The sequence below is a fragment of the Sediminicola luteus genome (assembly GCF_002514735.1).
In the GTDB taxonomy this organism is placed as follows: Bacteria; Bacteroidota; Bacteroidia; order Flavobacteriales; family Flavobacteriaceae; genus HQA918.
Map to the genome: position 1 here is coordinate 21,581 of NZ_NBWU01000009.1, position 18,974 is coordinate 40,554.

Annotated in this window: 18 protein-coding genes and 1 riboswitch; of the genes, 9 read left to right on the forward strand and 9 right to left on the reverse strand. The window is 41.8% G+C overall.

The window, feature by feature from the left end; translation table 11 throughout:
• Window positions 1–51 precede the first annotated feature (51 nt).
• On the forward strand, window positions 52–825 hold the full coding sequence (locus tag B7P33_RS18840) for a carboxypeptidase-like regulatory domain-containing protein (RefSeq protein ID WP_097443854.1): 774 nt from the start codon (window positions 52–54) through the stop codon (window positions 823–825).
• 86 nt (window positions 826–911) lie between these two features.
• Window positions 912–2,627: an alpha-amylase family glycosyl hydrolase gene (locus B7P33_RS18845; protein ID WP_097443795.1), complete on the forward strand. Its 1,716-nt coding sequence runs from the start codon at window positions 912–914 to the stop codon at window positions 2,625–2,627.
• On the opposite strand, the gene B7P33_RS18850 is transcribed toward B7P33_RS18845, so the two are convergent.
• The gene (locus tag B7P33_RS18850) at window positions 2,594–3,160 is read right to left on the reverse strand and encodes an SRPBCC family protein (protein ID WP_097443796.1); all 567 of its coding nucleotides are present in this window, start codon (window positions 3,158–3,160) and stop codon (window positions 2,594–2,596) included. The genes B7P33_RS18845 and B7P33_RS18850 overlap by 34 nt on opposite strands.
• A gap of 36 nt (window positions 3,161–3,196) precedes the next feature.
• Window positions 3,197–3,850, reverse strand: coding sequence for a TrmH family RNA methyltransferase (locus B7P33_RS18855; protein ID WP_097443797.1), 654 nt, complete (start codon window positions 3,848–3,850; stop codon window positions 3,197–3,199).
• 39 nt (window positions 3,851–3,889) lie between these two features.
• Between B7P33_RS18855 and B7P33_RS18860 the strand changes: the two genes are divergently transcribed.
• The 3 genes from B7P33_RS18860 (at window position 3,890) to B7P33_RS18870 (ending at window position 7,867) form a co-directional block, all read left to right on the forward strand.
• On the forward strand, window positions 3,890–5,119 hold the full coding sequence (locus B7P33_RS18860; protein WP_097443798.1) for a tetratricopeptide repeat protein: 1,230 nt from the start codon (window positions 3,890–3,892) through the stop codon (window positions 5,117–5,119).
• Window positions 5,107–5,808: an SIR2 family NAD-dependent protein deacylase gene (locus B7P33_RS18865; protein ID WP_097443799.1), complete on the forward strand. Its 702-nt coding sequence runs from the start codon at window positions 5,107–5,109 to the stop codon at window positions 5,806–5,808. Before B7P33_RS18860 ends, B7P33_RS18865 begins: the two co-directional genes overlap by 13 nt.
• A 256-nt stretch (window positions 5,809–6,064) precedes the next feature.
• Window positions 6,065–7,867 carry an alpha/beta hydrolase-fold protein gene (locus B7P33_RS18870; RefSeq protein WP_097443800.1) on the forward strand — a complete coding sequence of 601 codons (1,803 nt, stop codon included), beginning with the start codon at window positions 6,065–6,067 and terminating at the stop codon, window positions 7,865–7,867.
• A 65-nt stretch (window positions 7,868–7,932) separates the two neighbouring features.
• Here the strand turns inward: B7P33_RS18870 and B7P33_RS18875 are convergent, their stop codons facing one another.
• On the reverse strand, window positions 7,933–8,406 hold the full coding sequence (locus B7P33_RS18875; protein ID WP_097443801.1) for a heme-binding domain-containing protein: 474 nt from the start codon (window positions 8,404–8,406) through the stop codon (window positions 7,933–7,935).
• A gap of 34 nt (window positions 8,407–8,440) precedes the next feature.
• On the opposite strand from B7P33_RS18875, the gene B7P33_RS18880 reads away from it, so the two are divergent.
• Window positions 8,441–9,007, forward strand: coding sequence for an adenylosuccinate lyase (locus B7P33_RS18880; protein ID WP_141402519.1), 567 nt, complete (start codon window positions 8,441–8,443; stop codon window positions 9,005–9,007).
• Window positions 9,008–9,082: 75 nt separating this feature from the next.
• On the forward strand, window positions 9,083–10,426 hold the full coding sequence (gene purB, locus B7P33_RS18885) for an adenylosuccinate lyase (protein WP_097443803.1): 1,344 nt from the start codon (window positions 9,083–9,085) through the stop codon (window positions 10,424–10,426).
• 106 nt (window positions 10,427–10,532) lie between these two features.
• On the opposite strand, the gene B7P33_RS18890 is transcribed toward purB, so the two are convergent.
• From B7P33_RS18890 to B7P33_RS18910, 5 genes are all read right to left on the reverse strand, one after another.
• The gene (locus B7P33_RS18890) at window positions 10,533–11,348 is read right to left on the reverse strand and encodes a mechanosensitive ion channel family protein (RefSeq protein ID WP_097443804.1); all 816 of its coding nucleotides are present in this window, start codon (window positions 11,346–11,348) and stop codon (window positions 10,533–10,535) included.
• A gap of 202 nt (window positions 11,349–11,550) precedes the next feature.
• Window positions 11,551–12,096, reverse strand: coding sequence for a DUF4252 domain-containing protein (locus B7P33_RS18895; protein WP_097443805.1), 546 nt, complete (start codon window positions 12,094–12,096; stop codon window positions 11,551–11,553).
• 97 nt (window positions 12,097–12,193) lie between these two features.
• A complete protein-coding gene (locus B7P33_RS18900) occupies window positions 12,194–12,736 on the reverse strand; it encodes a DUF4252 domain-containing protein (protein WP_097443806.1) in 543 nt (180 codons plus the stop codon).
• Window positions 12,737–12,760: 24 nt separating this feature from the next.
• On the reverse strand, window positions 12,761–13,195 hold the full coding sequence (locus tag B7P33_RS18905) for a hypothetical protein (protein ID WP_097443807.1): 435 nt from the start codon (window positions 13,193–13,195) through the stop codon (window positions 12,761–12,763).
• On the reverse strand, window positions 13,182–13,691 hold the full coding sequence (locus tag B7P33_RS18910; protein ID WP_097443808.1) for an RNA polymerase sigma factor: 510 nt from the start codon (window positions 13,689–13,691) through the stop codon (window positions 13,182–13,184). The genes B7P33_RS18905 and B7P33_RS18910 overlap by 14 nt, the downstream gene beginning before the upstream one ends.
• 352 nt (window positions 13,692–14,043) lie before the next feature.
• On the opposite strand from B7P33_RS18910, the gene B7P33_RS18915 reads away from it, so the two are divergent.
• The gene (locus tag B7P33_RS18915; protein ID WP_097443809.1) at window positions 14,044–15,519 is read left to right on the forward strand and encodes a S41 family peptidase; all 1,476 of its coding nucleotides are present in this window, start codon (window positions 14,044–14,046) and stop codon (window positions 15,517–15,519) included.
• A gap of 76 nt (window positions 15,520–15,595) precedes the next feature.
• On the opposite strand, the gene B7P33_RS18920 is transcribed toward B7P33_RS18915, so the two are convergent.
• On the reverse strand, window positions 15,596–17,467 hold the full coding sequence (locus B7P33_RS18920; protein ID WP_097443810.1) for a TonB-dependent receptor plug domain-containing protein: 1,872 nt from the start codon (window positions 17,465–17,467) through the stop codon (window positions 15,596–15,598).
• A gap of 67 nt (window positions 17,468–17,534) precedes the next feature.
• Window positions 17,535–17,770, reverse strand: a riboswitch (cobalamin riboswitch).
• A gap of 64 nt (window positions 17,771–17,834) precedes the next feature.
• Between B7P33_RS18920 and B7P33_RS18925 the strand changes: the two genes are divergently transcribed.
• Entirely contained in the window at window positions 17,835–18,974 is a 1,140-nt protein-coding gene (locus B7P33_RS18925; protein ID WP_097443811.1) for an ABC transporter substrate-binding protein, read from the forward strand.

The following is an 18,974-nucleotide window of genomic DNA, read 5'->3' on the forward strand; positions in this document are numbered from 1 at the left end:
GTATTTTTTTCTTATGAGGCTATTTGTACTTTTAAAACCATAAATCGACCTATGAAGAAGTATTATTTTTGGTTTTGCCTGCTTTTTGCAACCTTGGCCATGGCCCAAGAAGAAAATCAAAACTTACGTAATTTCGAGGCCAAAGTGGTCAACGCCCAAACCGACCGGCCTTTACAAAACGTCCATATTATAAACCTAACCCAGGTAATAGGGGCCATCACAGATAAAAAAGGTGACTTTAATATTCCGGCCGCGGTAAACGACACCCTGTTTTTTAGCTATCTAGGTTTTAAATCACAAAAAATACGGGTTACCAATGATATGTTCAAATATGGTGACACTAAAATCGCCATGACCGAACTGGCTTATGCTTTAGAAGAAGTAGTGGTTAAACCCTATAATTTGACCGGGTACCTGGAAATTGACGTCAAGAACATTCCGATCAACACAGCCTATCAATATCAAATTGCTGGTCTATCTAAAGGTTATGAAGCGGGTTCTAAAAACCCAAGTGCGGTAACCAAGGTCTTAGGGGCTATTATGAATCCTGCCGATTTATTGCGCAACCTCTTTGGCAAAAAGCCACGCCAAATGCGGAAACTAACCAAAGTAAAACAAGATGACCATATCAGGGACTTGTTGGCCTCTAAATTCGACAGGGAAACCCTTGAGGAGTTATTGCAACTCGAAAAAGTGGATATCGAAGATATTTTGAACAACTGTAACTATTCCAAATCATTTATTAGGACCGCCAACGATTTACAGATACTGGATGCTATCAGTAAATGTTATGAAGAATTCAAGGTGTTGAATCGGGATAAATAGTAACCTCATAGTTTAAAAGGTTAATAGCTCCCTTTTTGTTTTAGGTTTAGAAGGCTATTTCATAGTTTTAAGGAAAATTCCTCACTATGAAGAAGTTGTTATACCTACTCCCCGTATTTTTAGGATTGATTTTTTGCGGTAGGTTCGATAAAAAACAACATACCGCTCCAGGAAAGGACAGTACTTCAAAGGAGGTAGCACAAACGGTTAGAAAAAAATTACCCGAAGCCCAATCCCCTTTTTATTGGGAAAACGCGAATATTTATTTTCTACTTACCGATCGCTTCAAAAATGGTAAGTACAATAATGATTTAAATTTTGGCCGCACCCAAGAAACGGCTCCCATGCGTGGTTTTCACGGAGGTGATCTTGCTGGAATTACCCAAAAGATAGAAGAAGGATATTTTGACAAGCTCGGGGTTGGGGCCATATGGTTTACACCTATACTAGAGCAGGTGCATGGTATTGTCGATGAAGGTTCTGGCCCCACCTACGGCTATCATGGGTATTGGACCAAGGATTGGACCGCCATTGACCCTAACTTCGGAACCTATGAAGACCTCAAGACCATGGTAGACACCGCCCATGACCATGGAATACGGGTAATAATGGACGTGGTCCTAAACCATACCGGACCGGTTACCGAGAAAGATCCGGTATGGCCCGAAGATTGGGTTCGCACTGGTCCGCAATGTACTTATGACAATTACAAAAACACTACCGCTTGTACCTTGGTGGCAAATTTACCCGATGTGTATACAGAATCGGATACGGCAGTAGAATTACCGGATGCTATATTGGCCAAGTGGAAAGAAGAAGGTAGACTAGCTAAAGAACTGGACGAACTGGAACGTTTTTTTGAAAGGACGGGTTATTCACGAGCGCCAAGATTCTATATTATCAAATGGCTTACCGATTATGTACATGAATTTGGAATCGATGGTTTTAGGGTAGATACCGCCAAACATGTCGACGAACAATGTTGGGCAGAATTAAAGCAGGAAGCATCCTATGCCTTTGAAACCTGGAAGAAAAAACATCCGGAAAAAGCATTGGACCATACCCCTTTCTTTATGCTCGGAGAAGTTTATGGGTACAATATAAACAACGGAAGACTATATGATTTTGGAGACCAAAAGGTAGACTATTTTAACTACGGTTTTTCAAGTCTACTCAATTTCGGACTTAAATATGATACCGAGAAAGGGTATGAATCAGTTTTTAAAACTTACGATAAATTGCTACATGGCAAACTCAAGGGAAAAAGTGTGGTAAACTACCTAACATCGCACGACGATGGCGAACCCTTTGATTTGGAACGGGAGCAACCGAAAAAGACCGCTGAAATGTTATTGTTGGCACCGGGCATCTCCCAAATTTACTATGGCGATGAAACGGCCCGCCCCTTACTAATAGAAGGTACTATTGGAGATGCTACCCTACGTGGCCCCATGAATTGGGGTGCTATTGACAGCTCGGCCACTACCCAAGCAATTTTAGAGCATTGGCGTAAACTGGGGCAATTTAAGCGTGATCATCCGGCCGTGGGTATGGGCAGGCATAAAAGGCTATCCAAGAAACCCTATGTATTCGGTAGAAGTCTGGTACGTAATAACCTAAAGGATAAAGTGGCCGTAGGTCTAAACCTTCCCATAGGACAAAAAAGGATCCGGGTGAAAGGTTTTTTTGGCAACGGCACTAAATTATGCGACGCTTATTCAGGCAGTTCCCTGGTGGTTGAAAATGGATATGTCGCCCTCAACTCCCCCTATGATACGGCATTGTTGGAACTGGAAGACTGACCAGAATCGACTTCTAAAATCGCTTTCAGGTTTTGCATACTCTCGTCGAAACCCAGCTGTGCCCTTTTTCTTGAGCCTCTGAGCATGACCATAATATTCACAGGAAAACCCATTTTGGCAGAAAAACCAACTTCTACAAAGGTTTTATGCATCGAATTACGGCCCACTTTATAGTAAAGAAAGCATTTGAACAACGAAAAATTCATAAAACTAAGTTCGGTGTCGATCCTATGTGGGGCGTTAATATGTATTATCTTTTGTTCGCCCTGCCCTACACTAGTGGCGCTTTCCCAAAAACGAACCGCCCCCAATTCACCATCTTCGCCAATGATACCGGATTCAAAAAAGCGGTTGTCTTTTTCCCAAAAAGACCAATTCGATTGGTTTTTTAGCAAGCGTAAATACTCGAATATTTCAGCCGGTTCCCTTTTTACGATTACCTTGCTTTTCACGAAGAATTCCTTAGGGGATAAAAAATGTAAGCTGAGTGTTATAAATAACAAGGCTAAAAGTACATAGAGCACAAAAATCATGCTGGAAGGGGTTGGTTGCCATCCTAAGGTATAAATTTATTGGTTACCATCATACCTTTCCATGATAGAATCAATACTTTTGATCGACTTTTTGGTCCAGTCCAATCTCTTTTCCAGGCGTTCTTCCTCCGATAATTTCCAGTCAAAAGAAGTGGTCCGCAATTGTTCGCTCAAACGGGCCAATAAGATTGCCGCTGAAACCGAAATATTCAAACTCTCGGTAAATCCGTACATAGGAATTTTTAAATGGCGGTCGGCCTGCTCCATAACCTCAGGGCTTAGACCTTCTTTTTCGGTTCCGAAGAATAAAACGGTCTTACCGGTCAGTTTAAAATCGTCCAACAAACTGGCATTGGCATGCGGACTGGTCGCTACGATCTCATAGCCTTGGCCTTTTAGGTGGTTCATGCAGCTCTCGGTATCGGTATAATGAAAAGTGTCTACCCACTTTTCTGCCCCCATGGCAATATTCTTATCCAACCGCTCACCAAAACGCCTTTCAATCAAATGCGCTTGTTGTATCCCAAAAATATCGCAGCTGCGTATTACGGCACTGGTATTATGCAGTTGGTATACATCTTCAATGGCCACGGTAAGCCAATTCGTACGGTGCTCCAATACTTCTTCGAACCTTTTCATACGATCTTCCGTGATAAATGCAGATAAATATTCCAATAAACCAATATCCATACCTTCCAAACGTTTTATAGTAAACCAATCTTAACCAAAATGCGCATAAATTTAAAAAAAGCCGGTGTATATGCATCTTTCCTTGTATTCACCATCCTATTTTCTTGTCTGGACAAACCCAATAATTCGGAACCTGCCCAAGATTATCCGTTACCTATCCCTATTGAAAATTCGACTAGTAACGATAGTCTAGCCTTTGCCCTAGGCCAAACCATTCAAGGGTTTATTCTAGAACGTGATTCCGTGGGCTTCGTAAACGCCATGAATCTGGAGGCTTTTGGTAATCGGGTTACCTATATGGAGTACAAAAACCCACTGCTGAAACGATATATCGCCCAATTTAAAATGGGACTAAAACAAGGAATGTCGGCCTTACCTATGGAATTGATCACCTTGGTAAACCAAGGGGCATATTATGATTTTATCGGTTATTATTATGATGAAGAAGTGAATACCTATAGGCTTATATTTCGTTTTTTCAGTGATGAATCCGGAATAAACTACCATGATTATGAACTTAGCCCCGGAAAGGCGGGGGATCTACAGGTAAGTGATATTTTTATTTATGCCAATGGCCAGGAATACAGTCAAACCTTAAATTGGATCTTTCTTTCTTCTTTGCCCAAGAACATAATTGAAAAGGTAATTTTCAGTACCGCCAAAAGCGATGCCGATCAACTTACGGCAACCTTTACCGAATCGCGTAGGGGAAATCACGAATTGGCCTTGGACTATCTGCATGGGGTAAGTGATGAAATGAAAAAAGAAAAGAACTATCATTTGTTCAATATTCGACTTAGCCAGCAACTTGGCGATGATAAATATATTGCTGCCCTAGGGGAAATGTTGAACCAATTCAAGGACGACCCAAGTTGCGCCTTACTATTTATGGACTATTATATACACCATGGCAATTTTGAGGCGGCCTACCAAATCATAGAAGATTTGGAAGAGGCCACTACCGATGGTTTTTTGAATTACCTTAAAGGCAATCTGGCTGCACAGGAAGGGAATTTGGAAAAGGCCGTTGAATCTTATGAAGCCATGCAAATGGAATTCCCGGATTTCCATAATGCGAGTATAGATTTAATAGTGGTAAGGGCCATGCAAGGAAACTACCAAGAATGTAATCGCTTATTGAACAGATTAATCGGCCACGGTTTGGAAAAGGAAGCCTTGCACGATATGCTTATTGAAATGGGATACGAACAAGAAAACCGGATTTATGGCTATCTTGACTCCAAAGAATATGCACAATGGCTGAATTAGATAAACAACGTGTCGTGGTCTTGACAGGGGCCGGAATGAGTGCCGAAAGCGGACTCAGAACCTTTAGGGATGCCAATGGTCTTTGGGAAGGGCACGATGTTATGGAGGTGGCCACCCCTGAAGGATTTGCCAAAAACCCAGCTTTGGTACTGGAATTCTATAATCAAAGAAGACGGCAACTGTTAGAGGTGGAGCCCAATGCCGCCCATAAGGCCTTGGTTTTGTTAGAAGATCATTTTAAAGTAAATATCATTACCCAAAATGTAGATGATCTGCACGAACGGGCAGGAAGCAGTCAGGTATTGCACTTGCACGGTGAGCTCTTTAAGGTGCGAAGTACCCATAACCCCAAGCATGTATTGCATTGGCAAAAAGACTTGGTGCTTGGCGACACCGACGGAAATGGCCATCAGCTACGGCCGTATATCGTATGGTTCGGGGAAGCCGTTCCCCTATTGGAAACAGCGGCGGAAAAAATAGAAAAGGCCGATGTGTTAATAATCATCGGCACTTCTATGCAAGTATATCCGGCAGCAAGTTTAATACACTATGCTCCCGAACATTGCCCTATATATTTTATAGATCCTAACCCAAATCTTCCGGCCGGGGTCAATGGCAATCTCGAAGTGTTGGCCCAAACCGCTACCGAAGGAGTGCCTTTGGTTGTCGATAGGTTATGTGCTAAATAGGTTTTTCTGGTAAGTCCAGCGGTATTAAGTTAGCAACAGCCTTCGTTTTACTGTCGTGATTTGTAAACCAGAGTATGCCAAATAGAATGGATTGGATTTCCCCAGAACAAAAGTGTTTTCCGGGGTTCTGAAATCGTTTCTTTTCGACTTGAAAAACACGGAAATACAACAAAAAACAATACCATAATTCTAGTTGGTTTCGTATCTTTAATGGGCCAATCAAACCCTTGTTATATGGGTGCCAAACCGAACTATCATGAAAAAAGCAATCTTATTTTTGGCACTCTTTTGCCTCACGATTTTATTGGGCCAGACCGCAGCGGATGACAATCAAATAAAGTCGGGTTGTACCGGCCGGGTTATAGACGCGTTGCTCAAAGGACCGATTGGTTTTGCCCAATTCGAGATAAAGACCGAAAATAGCGACCGTATCCTGGCCGAGGGTATTTCAGATGAAAATGGAACGATTTGTATACCCAGACTACCCAGGGCAACCTACACCTTGGTGGTCAGACGGGTCGGTTATACCACTTATATCAAAAAAATCGATTTAAGTGAAGACGGAATCGTCTTGGGCGATATTGGTATGAAGCGAGCCCAAGACACTGTTTTTACCGAGCACTATAAGGTGTTTTTAGATTCCATAGAATCTTCCGCATTGAAACAGAAACGGTACGTACAGGTCTTTATGCCCCGTGGTTACGACCCTACAGCCAACAAAACCTACGATGTACTTTATGTTCTTGACGGGGGCAATTGGAATACGGGCTTGGTAAACCAAATCCAAAGATTTGTCCAGAACGAAGGTAATATGCCGCCCACCTTGATCGTAAGTGTTATGGGCATTGACCGAAATGTTGAACTTACTCCTAGCCCACTACCGAATTGGAAAGGTTCTGGTGGTGCCAAAGATTTTTTGACCTATATCACTACCGAACTTATCCCGCTGATTGACGACAAGTATCCGACCAACGGAACCAATACGCTTTGGGGGCATTCATTAAGTGGCATGTTCGCCATATATGCCATGTTAAACACCAATGCCTTTACCTCTTTTATGGCTATGGATCCCGCCCTTTGGTGGGATAACGACCTCGTTTTGAATATGGCCAAGAAAACCCTACCGAACTTTACCAAAGAAAGACGGACCCTTTTTATGTGTGGGCAGTCTGGCAGGACATTAGAACATATGCGGGTAAATGTAATGGATAGTCTGTTGCAAAAGCTTGCACCCGAAAACCTGATATTTAAAACGGTTTCATACCCAGATGAGTCCCATAGTTCGTTAAGGTTAAAGGGTACCTACGATGGTTTCATGTTCACTTATTCCGGAATGACCAATAATTTGGTTTTCCATCCGATGGCAGGGGAGGTTATAGATGGGGAACCGTATAGTGTCTGGGTTTTCAATGAAGGAAAAAATTCGAGATATACATTAGACGGAAGTGTCCCAACCCTTACCGCTGAAATGACAATTCCTGAAATTAAACTGGACAAACCCACAGATCTTAGAATTAAAAGTTTTTCCAATCGGGGCACCTATGACAAGGTATACCAGGGCGCATTCAAAGCAAGCGAAAGTTGGCAGGCCAAATCCAATCCCAAGGCATTGGTTTCTGGTGCACTTTCCTATAAAATTTACGATGTCGAATGGGACCATTGGCCCAAACAAAATAAAATGGAGGCCACCCAAAGCGGTACGGTCGATGGCGACTTTTCTTTTAACGATCTACCCAAAGACAAGCCATATGCCTTGGAGATCGAAGGGTATATTGAAGTTCAGGAACCCGGTTACCACATTTTCGTAATACAGACCACCCCGGGCTCCAGTCTCTTTTTCAACCAGAAAAAAATAATTAAATGGGAAAAAGAACATAAGAGTATGTCTTATATATTGCCATTGGAAAAAGGGAGGTACCCCATTCGGATAACCCACATTAACCGACGTAAAAACGACCCTTTAGGGTTGTATTATATCACGCCAAGTATTCTACCCTCTAAGCAACCGATAAAATTACCGAAAGAAATACTTTACCACGAACCATTACCCTTGAAATAAGGTAATTAATCCGTGTCGCAGATTTTGAAACGAGAAAGAGGGATTAAGGGTATTGTTGAAGTGTTTTATTGTGGTCGCTCGCCTATTTGATATAAAGCCCTAGTACGTTTAGCCCAATCGGTCAAGGCCTTTATCTGACCATCGGTCAGTTTGGCGTCTACATGGGTCCAAGTGTATTCATTTAGGGGCATTTTTCCTTCTTCTACCTCTTCGACCAACTCTTCCAGTTTGTGGTCTTTCTTTTTCTTTTTGTAAGTAGCCCATTCCGAAAAATTCAATTCTTCCTTCCCATGTTCGATATGCTCGTCCATCCAATATGAAATGGGTGCTATGTTCGAATACCACGGATAAATGGTTTGGTTGGAGTGGCAGTCGTTACAGGCCTGTTTTAAAATAAGTCTTACTTCTTGTGACGGATTCGTTTCGGTTAAAAAAGCATCCAAATGTCCGGCTTCGGCTGTATTGGTTTCCGGCCTAAAAAACTGCATGCCCACAAAAACGATCAATAAGGCCCAGGCGATTTTTTTTAGTAATTTCATCGTTGATATTGTTTACCTACTAAAGTTACTTGATTTGACCGAATCCGACTTAAGAAATATCCTGAACGACCAAAGTACCCCTCGCAACTACCGGCCTATCTTTGCTAGATTATTACATGAAGACCATCAACTGGCCACTGTTTTTTTAGAAGGCATCCTTCTAAATGAGGCTCCCTTTTCAAGCAAATTGGCACTTTCCTTGGAGTTTGCATGTAGGGACGACCTAAAAATCATACATGCCGTTTATGATAAATTCTTCACGGTTTTGGAAGTCCCCGATTTAGAAGGTAGTATTCGTTCCTTTTCCAAAATACTTGAAATGGTGGTGCGGGCGGCCTATTCAAAAAATGAAGCCTTGGTCAAGTTATATCCACTTTCTTCCAAACAAAAAGAAGTCATAACCCAGGCCTGTTTCCAATGGTTGATCGGCCCATATAAAGTGGCCACCCAGGCCCAAGCTATGGATTGCCTGTTTTGGTTAGGGCACGATATTGAATGGGTTCACCCCGAACTGCGTGAAGTTTTATTACAAGGTTATCCCAACGGTAGTGCCGGCTACCAATCCCGGGCCCGTAAAATTCTCGACAAAATTGGCAATTAAGTGCCTGTTTTTTTGACAAATCCCCTTTTGCCTCAGTGGTTGCTTTATGTATCTTTGGCGCTTAATAGCAACAGCATGTCCTTAAACCCATTAAACGCCATTTCTCCCGTAGATGGCAGATACCACGGAAAAACAGTCTCCCTTTCCCCTTATTTCTCTGAAGAAGCCCTAATAAAATACAGGGTAAGGGTAGAAATAGAATACTTTATCGCACTTTGCGAAATTCCCTTGCCGCAATTGGCCGATTTCGATGCCAATCTTTTCCAAGACCTCAGGGACATTTACCAGAATTTTACGGCTTCTGATGCCCAAGAGATCAAGGATATTGAAAAAGTGACCAACCACGATGTAAAAGCTGTAGAATATTTCATTAAAAAAGCTTTTGACAAATTGGGCTTGGAGGGGTATAAAGAGTTCATCCATTTTGGTCTAACTAGTCAAGATATAAACAATACGGCCATTCCACTGTCCATTAAGGAAGCGATGGTAGAGGTGTATGAACCTAAGTTAAACGCTTTGGTACACCAGTTACAGGATCTAAGTAACGAATGGAAAGAAATACCCCTATTGGCCCGTACCCATGGCCAACCTGCCTCCCCTACCCGATTGGGCAAGGAAATAGAGGTGTTTACGGCCCGTATCAAAGAACAGCAACGTTTATTGGAGCGTATCCCTTTCGCTGCCAAATTCGGTGGTGCCACGGGTAATTACAACGCCCATCAGGTAGCCTACCCGGAAGTGGACTGGAAAGGTTTTGGAAACCATTTCGTAGAGAATATTTTGGGATTACACCATTCTTTCCCGACCACCCAAATAGAGCATTACGACCATATGGCCGCCCTTTTCGATGGCTTAAAACGCATCAATACCATTTTCTTGGACCTTGACCGCGATTTTTGGACTTATATCTCCATGGATTACTTTAAGCAAAAGATCAAAGCCGGGGAAGTAGGGTCATCGGCTATGCCACATAAGGTAAACCCCATAGATTTTGAAAATTCGGAAGGAAATTTGGGCATTGCCAATGCCTTGTTAGAACATTTGGCCGCTAAATTGCCGGTATCGCGTTTACAGCGCGACCTTACCGATAGTACGGTGCTAAGGAATGTAGGTATGCCTTTTGCGCATATCCTTATTGCCTTGGCAGCTACGGAAAAAGGTTTAGGCAAGCTTTTATTGAACGAGGCCAAAATAAAACAAGACCTTGAGGACAATTGGGCCGTGGTGGCCGAAGCCATACAAACGGTATTGCGCAAAGAAGGCTATCCCAACCCTTATGAAGCCTTAAAAGGTTTAACACGTACCAATACACGTATTACCCAAGATTCTATTGCTGAGTTTATCGACACCCTGGAAATCGGGGCCGATCTTAAAGCCTATCTCAAAGAAATCAGTCCGGCCAATTATACTGGGATTTAAGTTTTAAAATTCAGATATACAAAACTGGGATTTAAGTTTTAAAATTCAGATATACAAAAAGCGCCTCCGGATTCCGAAGGCGCTTTTTTTGATTCTAAAATTTGTATTATGCTTCCTTTTTGATCTCCACAGCATGTGGGTAAGGAATCTCGATTCCGGCTTTGTCCAAGGCCAGTTTGGTGCCTTCTATAGTATCAAAATAAACATCCCAATAATGTTCGGGTTTACAAAACGGACGCACGGCAAAGTTTACCGAACTATCGGCCAGTTCCAGAACATTAACCGTTGGGGCGGGATCTTTCAAGACCATAGGATTCGAGGTTAGTACCTCCATTAATACTTCTTTGGCCTTTTTGATGTCCTCATCATAACCGATTCCGGCAACGGTATCTACCCGAATCTTACCTTCGGCCGTATAGTTCACGATATTCCCGTTACCCATGGCCCCGTTGGGTATAATGGCCAATTTGTTTTCTGGGGTAATCAGTTTGGTGGTAAAGATCTCAATCTCCTTAACGGTACCCAATTCGCCTTGGGCTTCGATAAGGTCCCCGATCTTATAAGGTTTGAATATCATGATCAAAACCCCTCCGGCAAAGTTGGAGAGCGAACCCTGAAGAGCCATACCGATTGCCAAACCGGCAGCTGCGATTACAGCGGCAAAGCTTGTGGTTTCTACCCCTAAGGCCGAAATAACCATGATTACCAAAAGAATCTTAAGCGCCCATGATGCCAGGTCTAACAAGAACTTCTGTAAAGACTCGTCCATATTGCGCTTGACGAGAATTTTTCTCATGACCCTGACCAATCGGCCTACGATCCAAGAACCGATAATGTAAATAAGAATGGCCCCAATGACCTTAGGACCGTAGGAGACGATAAAATCGTATCCTTGCTCTAACCAGATGTTAGCGTTTTCCATAGTGTGTAAAAATGTGTTGATTTAGGCCTAAGATACATATTCCCAACTAATGCGAATGAAACATCCTTAATTGATTTTCCTCTACACATCGAAAATGATAAATTGGATGTTCATGTGACCATAAAGAAACAATAGGTATTAGCACATGAAAAAAGCCTATGGAAATCATCCATAGGCTCTTATTTTATGATTAGGAATGTACTTACGAACCGAACATTTCCGATATACTACCTAGACCTTCACCTTTATAGTTCGATTTCTCTAGGGCTTGTACCATTTGCATTAAGTTGGCCGGATTCATATTGTCGCCCAAAATACGCATCAATACAAAACCCTTATCTGAATTGCTTCCGTAAAGCACTACTTCGTCTATGGCATCTTCATCGCCATAGTATCTAAGGCTTCCTTTTCCGAAAGGGGTCTTTACTTTCATAAGTTCGGTAAAATCACCTGACTTCAATATTTTATCTACACTAGCCCTTTCGGTTTCAAAATCGGTGGCATTGGAGTCGTTTTTTTTAAAGATCAATACATTCAGTTTCTTTAAACTCTGTAGGGCTTCTTTTTGTTTGGCATCCAATTCCCCTTCGGCAATATTGAGCATGCCAGCCGAAACATCGAACGACATAAAGTGGGGTTTTTCCATACTGTCTACAAAATACTGTTGTAGACTAGCCTCATTTTTACATGACTGCAAGGAGAACAATACCCCTATCGCCAAGAATATTTTTAAAAGATTGGTTTTCATCTGAGAGATTTTTAGGTGATTTTTTGATTGATGATGAATACCAAAACTACTCCCGGAATTACATCCAAGAATAGTTTTGGTTATTATTTATTGTCGATTAATTCTTTTTATCGGCATGGTTCAATTCTTCGGGCAAATTCATCTTATTGGTAATCGAAGAAATCTTGTTCAAGTCGATATCGCCGGTCAGGGTCAATAAAACGGTTTCTATTTTTCTACCCTCCACTTTAACTTTAGCTGGTATATCGGTTACCAACATTAAAAGTTCTTTTACATGGTCTTCATCTTTACCTTCCTTGATGTAGAACTTAACATTGGCATCTTTGTCCTTTACCCGCATCAATTCTTGCATGGAACCACTTTTAAGATATTTATTGGCCACAGCGGTAATTTGCCCACCAACATTTTCATCTTCGGTGGTAAAGACTTTTAAACCAGTTAGGCTTCCGGCCAAATCCATAAAGTCTTGTGCTTCCGGATCACCGGTATCTACATCGATCTTACGAAGAAGTTTGAACATATTTTCACTGATAACCACTGTGGTTACCTCGTCCATATCTTCGAATTTATCGAAAACGGATTGCGCCAAGGCCCCCAAGGGCAAAAAGGCAAGTGCTAAGATTACTATAACTTTTTTCATGATTTTCAATTTTTGACTTGTACGTTAATTTTGTTTGTAGATTTTCTGTTTTGCTTCATCGAAGCGGTTTAGGTGGGAAAACTGCGAAGTACCTTTTTCAAAGTTCTGGGCCAATAACCCCAGGGCTTTTTTGGTCTCTTCATAAGCAAATTGGGCTTCTTGTTGCTCTAGTTGCTTTTGAACGCGGTACTCGTTCCCAAAATATAGACCGAAGGCCATAACGACTGCTGCTGCTACCGATGCCCACCTGTAATACTGTCTCCTAGGTTTTAGTGGTATGGTTTTAGTGTAGCGTTCTTCCTTGGCTACCGAAAAATATTGGAACATAGGAGCATATTGGGCAAATTCCGGAGCTACATCTTGGCTTGCGAAATAGTTTTTAAGCGCTTTTTCTTCCGAAACGGTGCTCTCTCCTTCAAAATATTTTTCTAAAAGTTCTTGTACGTTACGCGATTCCATAACTATGTTTTTGCATTAAACGTTCCCTTACTGTTTTTCTGGCCCGTGATAAGGTTACCCTAACCGCGGTTGGTTTCATGTCGAGCATTTCACCAATCTCATCAAAATCGTATTCCTCTACATCGCGTAGTTGCAATACCATTTTTTGTTGTTCGGGCAAATCTTCCATAATCCGTTTTACCCAGTCTACACTGTCTATGGCCTCTACCTGTGTTTGCAACGAGGTTTTATCGTCTCCATAGTTGCTATGTACCAACGAGAGATTGCCCGCTTGTTTCGACTTTAACCGATCGAGACAGAAATTTTTGGTCATGGTCATGGCAAAGGCTTCCACACTTTTATAGTTTCCCATTTTGGCATTGTTTCGCCAAAGTTTGAGTAACACCTCTTGGGTAGCGTCTTCGGCTTCTTCCCTAGAGACCAATAATCTTTTGGCCATTCGAAAAAGCTTATCCTTTATCGGCATTACCTGGTTCAAAAATTCACTCTGTTCCATTTCGGTCGGTCGTTGTTCGTAAGTCTTTTTGTTTTGGTCTTACACTAGGATGACGAACAGCTTGTTCTTTTGTTACATCTGGTCCCATTTTTCTTTTTAATTCATAATTAAAAAGAAGAGAATTTAGCTTTTCATCACCTGTTTCTACCTGTTTTTAAGCCATTTAAGTGTTTATCGTGAGATATTGAGGAACTTTTTATTTTCTAGCGCACAGTATATCACAGGCTAAGAAATCGCATATTTAACCATATTATAGAATATATTTTGGCCTACGATTCGTATTATTACGTCAATTTATTAATATAGGTAGGGTTAAGCATACCTATATTTGTTATTAATAAAAATAGTTTGCATGAAAAAAATGATGTTATGGGGCATATTGCTAGTTGCCCTTATAGGATGCAGTAGCTCTGATGATTCCTTACCACCAGCTCCCCCTTCGCCACCTGTTGCCGCAGATGTAAATGCCCAAAATTTTATGTGGAGGGCCATGAACCTTTGGTATTTTTGGCAGGGTGATGTTGCCGCTTTGGCCGACGGTAAAAACCAAGAGGATAATTACGAAAGTTTCTTGGATTCTTATGAAAATGCCGAAGCTTTCTTCTATAACATCTGTAACAAGCATGAGAATGTCGTGGGTAGCGATGCTGCCATTGATCGTTTTAGTTTTGCCGCTGAAGACTATCGCGATTTAGTAAATTCTTTAGCCGGTGTATCTAAAAGTAATGGTGTTGAATTTGGCCTTACCTTAATCGGTGATTCAAATAATGTTTTGGGTTATGTGCAATACATTTTACCCAATTCCGATGCTTCAAATAAAGATGTGCAACGAGGTGAGTTCTTTACCCGGGTAAACGGCCAAACCTTGACCATAGATAATTATATTCAATTATTATTCGGTGAGAACGACACCTATACCTTAGGTTTTGCCACTATTACTGATGGTATCGTATCTGATATTGAAAAAGAAGTAAGTCTTACCAAAACAGAGTTCACCGAAAACCCAGTGTATCTGCATAAAGTAATTGAAAGTGGAGGAAATAAAATCGGTTATTTAATGTATAATCGATTCCTTAGGGATTTCGATGATGAATTGAATGAGGTATTCGCCACTTTTAAAGCCGAAGGGGTTACCGATTTGGTACTTGACCTACGTTATAACCCCGGAGGCGCGGTAAGTAGTGCCATTGCCCTATCTAGTATGATATACGGTACGGAAACAGAGAAGTTGTTTATCAAACAACGTTGGAACAACAAAATCCAAAACGAGCTTACTGAAGCCCAGTTAACCGATAATTTCGTAGCTACCACTACTTCGGGTACGGCTATAAATACTCTAAACCTCAGTAAGGTATATATTTTGGCAACTAGTGGTTCGGCATCTGCCTCCGAATTGGTTATCAATGGTTTAGCTCCCTATTTAGATGTAACACAAATCGGCACAAAAACTAGGGGGAAAAATGAATTCTCCATAACTTTTGTCGATGATCCGGCTAACTCTTTTATTTATAACCCTGATCGTGTGGGAAGTATAAACGCAGACGTACAATGGGGTTTACAACCGCTTTGTGGTCGTAATGAAAATGCCGATGGGTTCTCGGACTATACCACAGGACTGGTTCCTGATGTCGAATTCCGTGAAGACATCTTGAACCTGGGTGTTTTAGGAGAAACTGATGAGCCCTTCTTGGCAAAAGCCCTTGAACAAATTAATGGTGGGGTTACCAAAGGCGTTAACACACCTTTGATGCCCGTAGAAGCTTTTACAAGTTCTAACTTGAACAGGGGAACCAAGGATAAGGCTATTTTAACCAAGAATATCCTTTAAAGGAATCATATTACATACAAAAAAGGCGATGGAATCAACTCCATCGCCTTTTTTGTATGCAAACATTTCTAGGTCTCTATAGTTGCAAACGCAAGCCAACCAAAACATTCCTTCCTCGGGTGCTAAACCCAATTACTTCGGTATAGTCTTCATTGAAAATATTGGCCACCAGTACATATCCGGTCAATTTGTTTTGGATAATTTGATGGTTTACCCGTATATCGAACAATGAGAAGGGCTCAAGATCAACCACCGGATAATTCATTTGGTTAAAGTCTTGGTCCACCCTATCCCCGGTATATTCATAATCGAATAGTATTTGGGTACGTTGGCTTAAACTATAATCTAAATGGGCGTTAAGGGCGTGTTTAGGTAATCGAATGGCCAAATCTCCTTTTCTTTCAGTAAAGGTATAGTTTGTACTCAAACGTAATTTTTCCAAGGGTCTCCAGTCCAGTTCCAATTCCATACCTTGGGCATCTATGGTGTTTTCGGCATTTATATTGGTAAAGTTTGGTCCGAATGTAATATAGTTTTCTTCTTTTCTATTAAAGTAAACGGCGCTGGCCCTAACCTTGTTCCCATTGGCAAACTCCACCCCCCCTTCTATGGTTCTGTTTTCTTCGGGCTCCAATTCAGGATTAGCCCCAAATGGCCCGAATAATTGGGTCAATGAAGGGGTAATATATGAAGTGGCATACGAGGCCAGTACTTTCATGGAACCACCCTTTAGATCGAAATGATAAGAAGGGTTCACATTATACACAAAATGGCTTCCGTATTCAGAATGGTTGTTCAGACGACCACCAAGGCTCAAGTTTACACCATATGGCGCTGTATACACTACATTTATATAGGGATCAATGATCCTAAAATCGGCCCCCTCACCAAATTGGGCACTATCGTCTATATAATTTACCCCAATTACGGTTTGCCATTGCTCATTAAAGGCATGGGTGTTATAAATGTCCATTACCCAGTTTTCACCCTCATAGGTGGCAGGGAAGGCGCTAACCGACTCAGAATCATATTCACTATAAGCACCTTTTACATGCAAACTTCCTTTCCCATAGCTATAATTACTATTTAGGCCAACCCTTTTCTGTTCCGAAGTGTAAACATAGGGCGCATCGATATTACCGAAGGACTCATCGAACTCGGTGCGCATTTTACTATGGTTCCCAAAAACGGATAGATTCCATTTATCCGATATGGCATACCCCAATTTTAAGTCGGTATTGAAAGATGAAAACGGGTCTTCTTCATTGGTATTAGTTTCAATGGCCGACATACCATCGGCATATCTTTGCCCAAAACCTACCACATAATTGAACGCACCTAAGGTACCGTTCAGGTTTATGTTATTGGAAAAGTTGGCTATATTGGAATTTCGGTTCTCTGCCGTATTGTTGGTCCCTAAATTAGAACCAATAGTGGCCGAAATCTTTTCTTTCCCAGCTGTTTTGGTCTTGATCTTGATTACTGCAGTGGCGGCATTGGTACCGTATAGGGTACTGGCGGCCCCTTTAATGATTTCCATGCTTTCAATTTGGGAAAGATCCAGCATACGCAAATCGTATTCCTGTCCGCCGGAAGATGGGTCGTTTACCCGAATACCATCTATCAACACTAAAACCTGGCGTCCTCTACCCCCGCGGACAAAAACACCATAGACACTTCCTTCCCTACCGCGGCTTCCGGCAATCTCAATACCACTTTTGCGCGCGATAAGCTCCGATACCTTCAAACCTTGGGCGGCTACGATTTCCGCTTTGGTAATGGTAATCACGGTCTTACCCGATTGGGCCCGATTTAGGGCCAATTTAGTGTCGGTCACCACTACTTCGTCCAATTCTTGCAATTGGGTTTCGCTCTCTTGCTGCTGTGCGTGGGCTATAAACCCAACACATGCCATGGCCCATAGGCCATACATTCTTTTTTTGATCATGTAATAATCCGATAAACGGGAATAGGTATGGTGTACCCATACGTAAACTTTTATCCCGAAAGTTCAACAATGGTTTTTTGAAATGGCAGGTCTCCTGGCTTATCTTACAAGTTTCGGCCTTCCCATCGCGGTTTTATACAAAACATAGCACGACAGTGGCTAGAAGTGAAACTTGTCCTAAATAGATCCCAAAAAAATCGGGAAAGACTTACAGTTGCGGGAACAGCTCCGGAATTTAACCGGATTCCCTTTTAATTCCTCACTAGAAATTCTAGTTCAGAAACCTATTTCAATGCAAAACTAACCAATTTGGATAAGCTTGCCTACCAAAAATAAATAATACTACTTTTGACTAAAATTTAATTCAATGCGCACTTGGCCCTATTACCTGATTCTGGTTTTTATATGCTTTTCTTGCAAGGAATCTAAAGAAATTAAGGCTGTTGCCGAAGCGAAGGAAATTACACTTTCGTATGCCAAATCTTTTGCGATAAACCAAAGGGATGGCTATATAGAGTTAGAAGTAAACAAACCTTGGCCAAATGCCGAAAATGGTTTTAGATATGCCTTGGTACCCCGGGAGCAATTGGCCGCATATCGCGATTCATTAAGGGGTTATGATGCGGTTATCGGAGTTCCGGTTAAAAAGGTAATCGTAACTTCTACCACCCATATACCGGCATTGGAAATCTTGGAAGAAGAAAAATCGTTAATCGGTTTTCCTTCATTGGATTTTGTATCGTCACCTAAAACCAGGGCGTTGATAAATTCGGGTGCCATTAAGGAGCTGGGAAACAATGAAGCTTTGAACCTTGAACTGGCATTGGCCTTGGAACCGGAATTGATCGTAACCTTTGGTATAGACAATAAGGTCACTACTTTAGAACCCTTGGAACGGGCCGGAATCCCCATTGTGTATAATGCCGATTGGACTGAGGAAAGTCCGTTGGGCCGTGCGGAATGGATAAAATTTATGGGGGTTTTTTATGATAAACTAGACGAAGCCACCGCCTTTTTCGATTCAATTTCCAAAGATTATCAGCAAGCCAAGCAAAGGCTAGGACGGCCAAAAACCAGGCCCAAGATTATGACCGGGGCCGTCTATAAAGATGTTTGGTATGTATCTGGTGGTAAAAGTTGGGCGGCCCAGTTTATCAAAGATGCCCAAGCTGAGTATCTTTGGGAATCCGATACGGCCACCGGAAGTATTCCCGTAGCCTTGGAAAACATGTTGGTACGTTCCCATGAAGCCGATATTTGGTTATCTCCCGGTCTATATACCACTTATGCCGATTTAAAAGCCGCCAATCCGCATTACGATCGGTTTCGGGCCTTTAAAGAAAATAAGATATTTAGTGCCGCTAGCCTACAAGGTGAAACCGGGGGTATGCTCTATTTTGAATTGGCCCCACAACGGCCCGATTTGGTATTACAAGATTTAATCTATTATTTACATCCGGGGGTTTTGACCGATTATATACCTTATTTTTATAAACCTTTGGAGTAA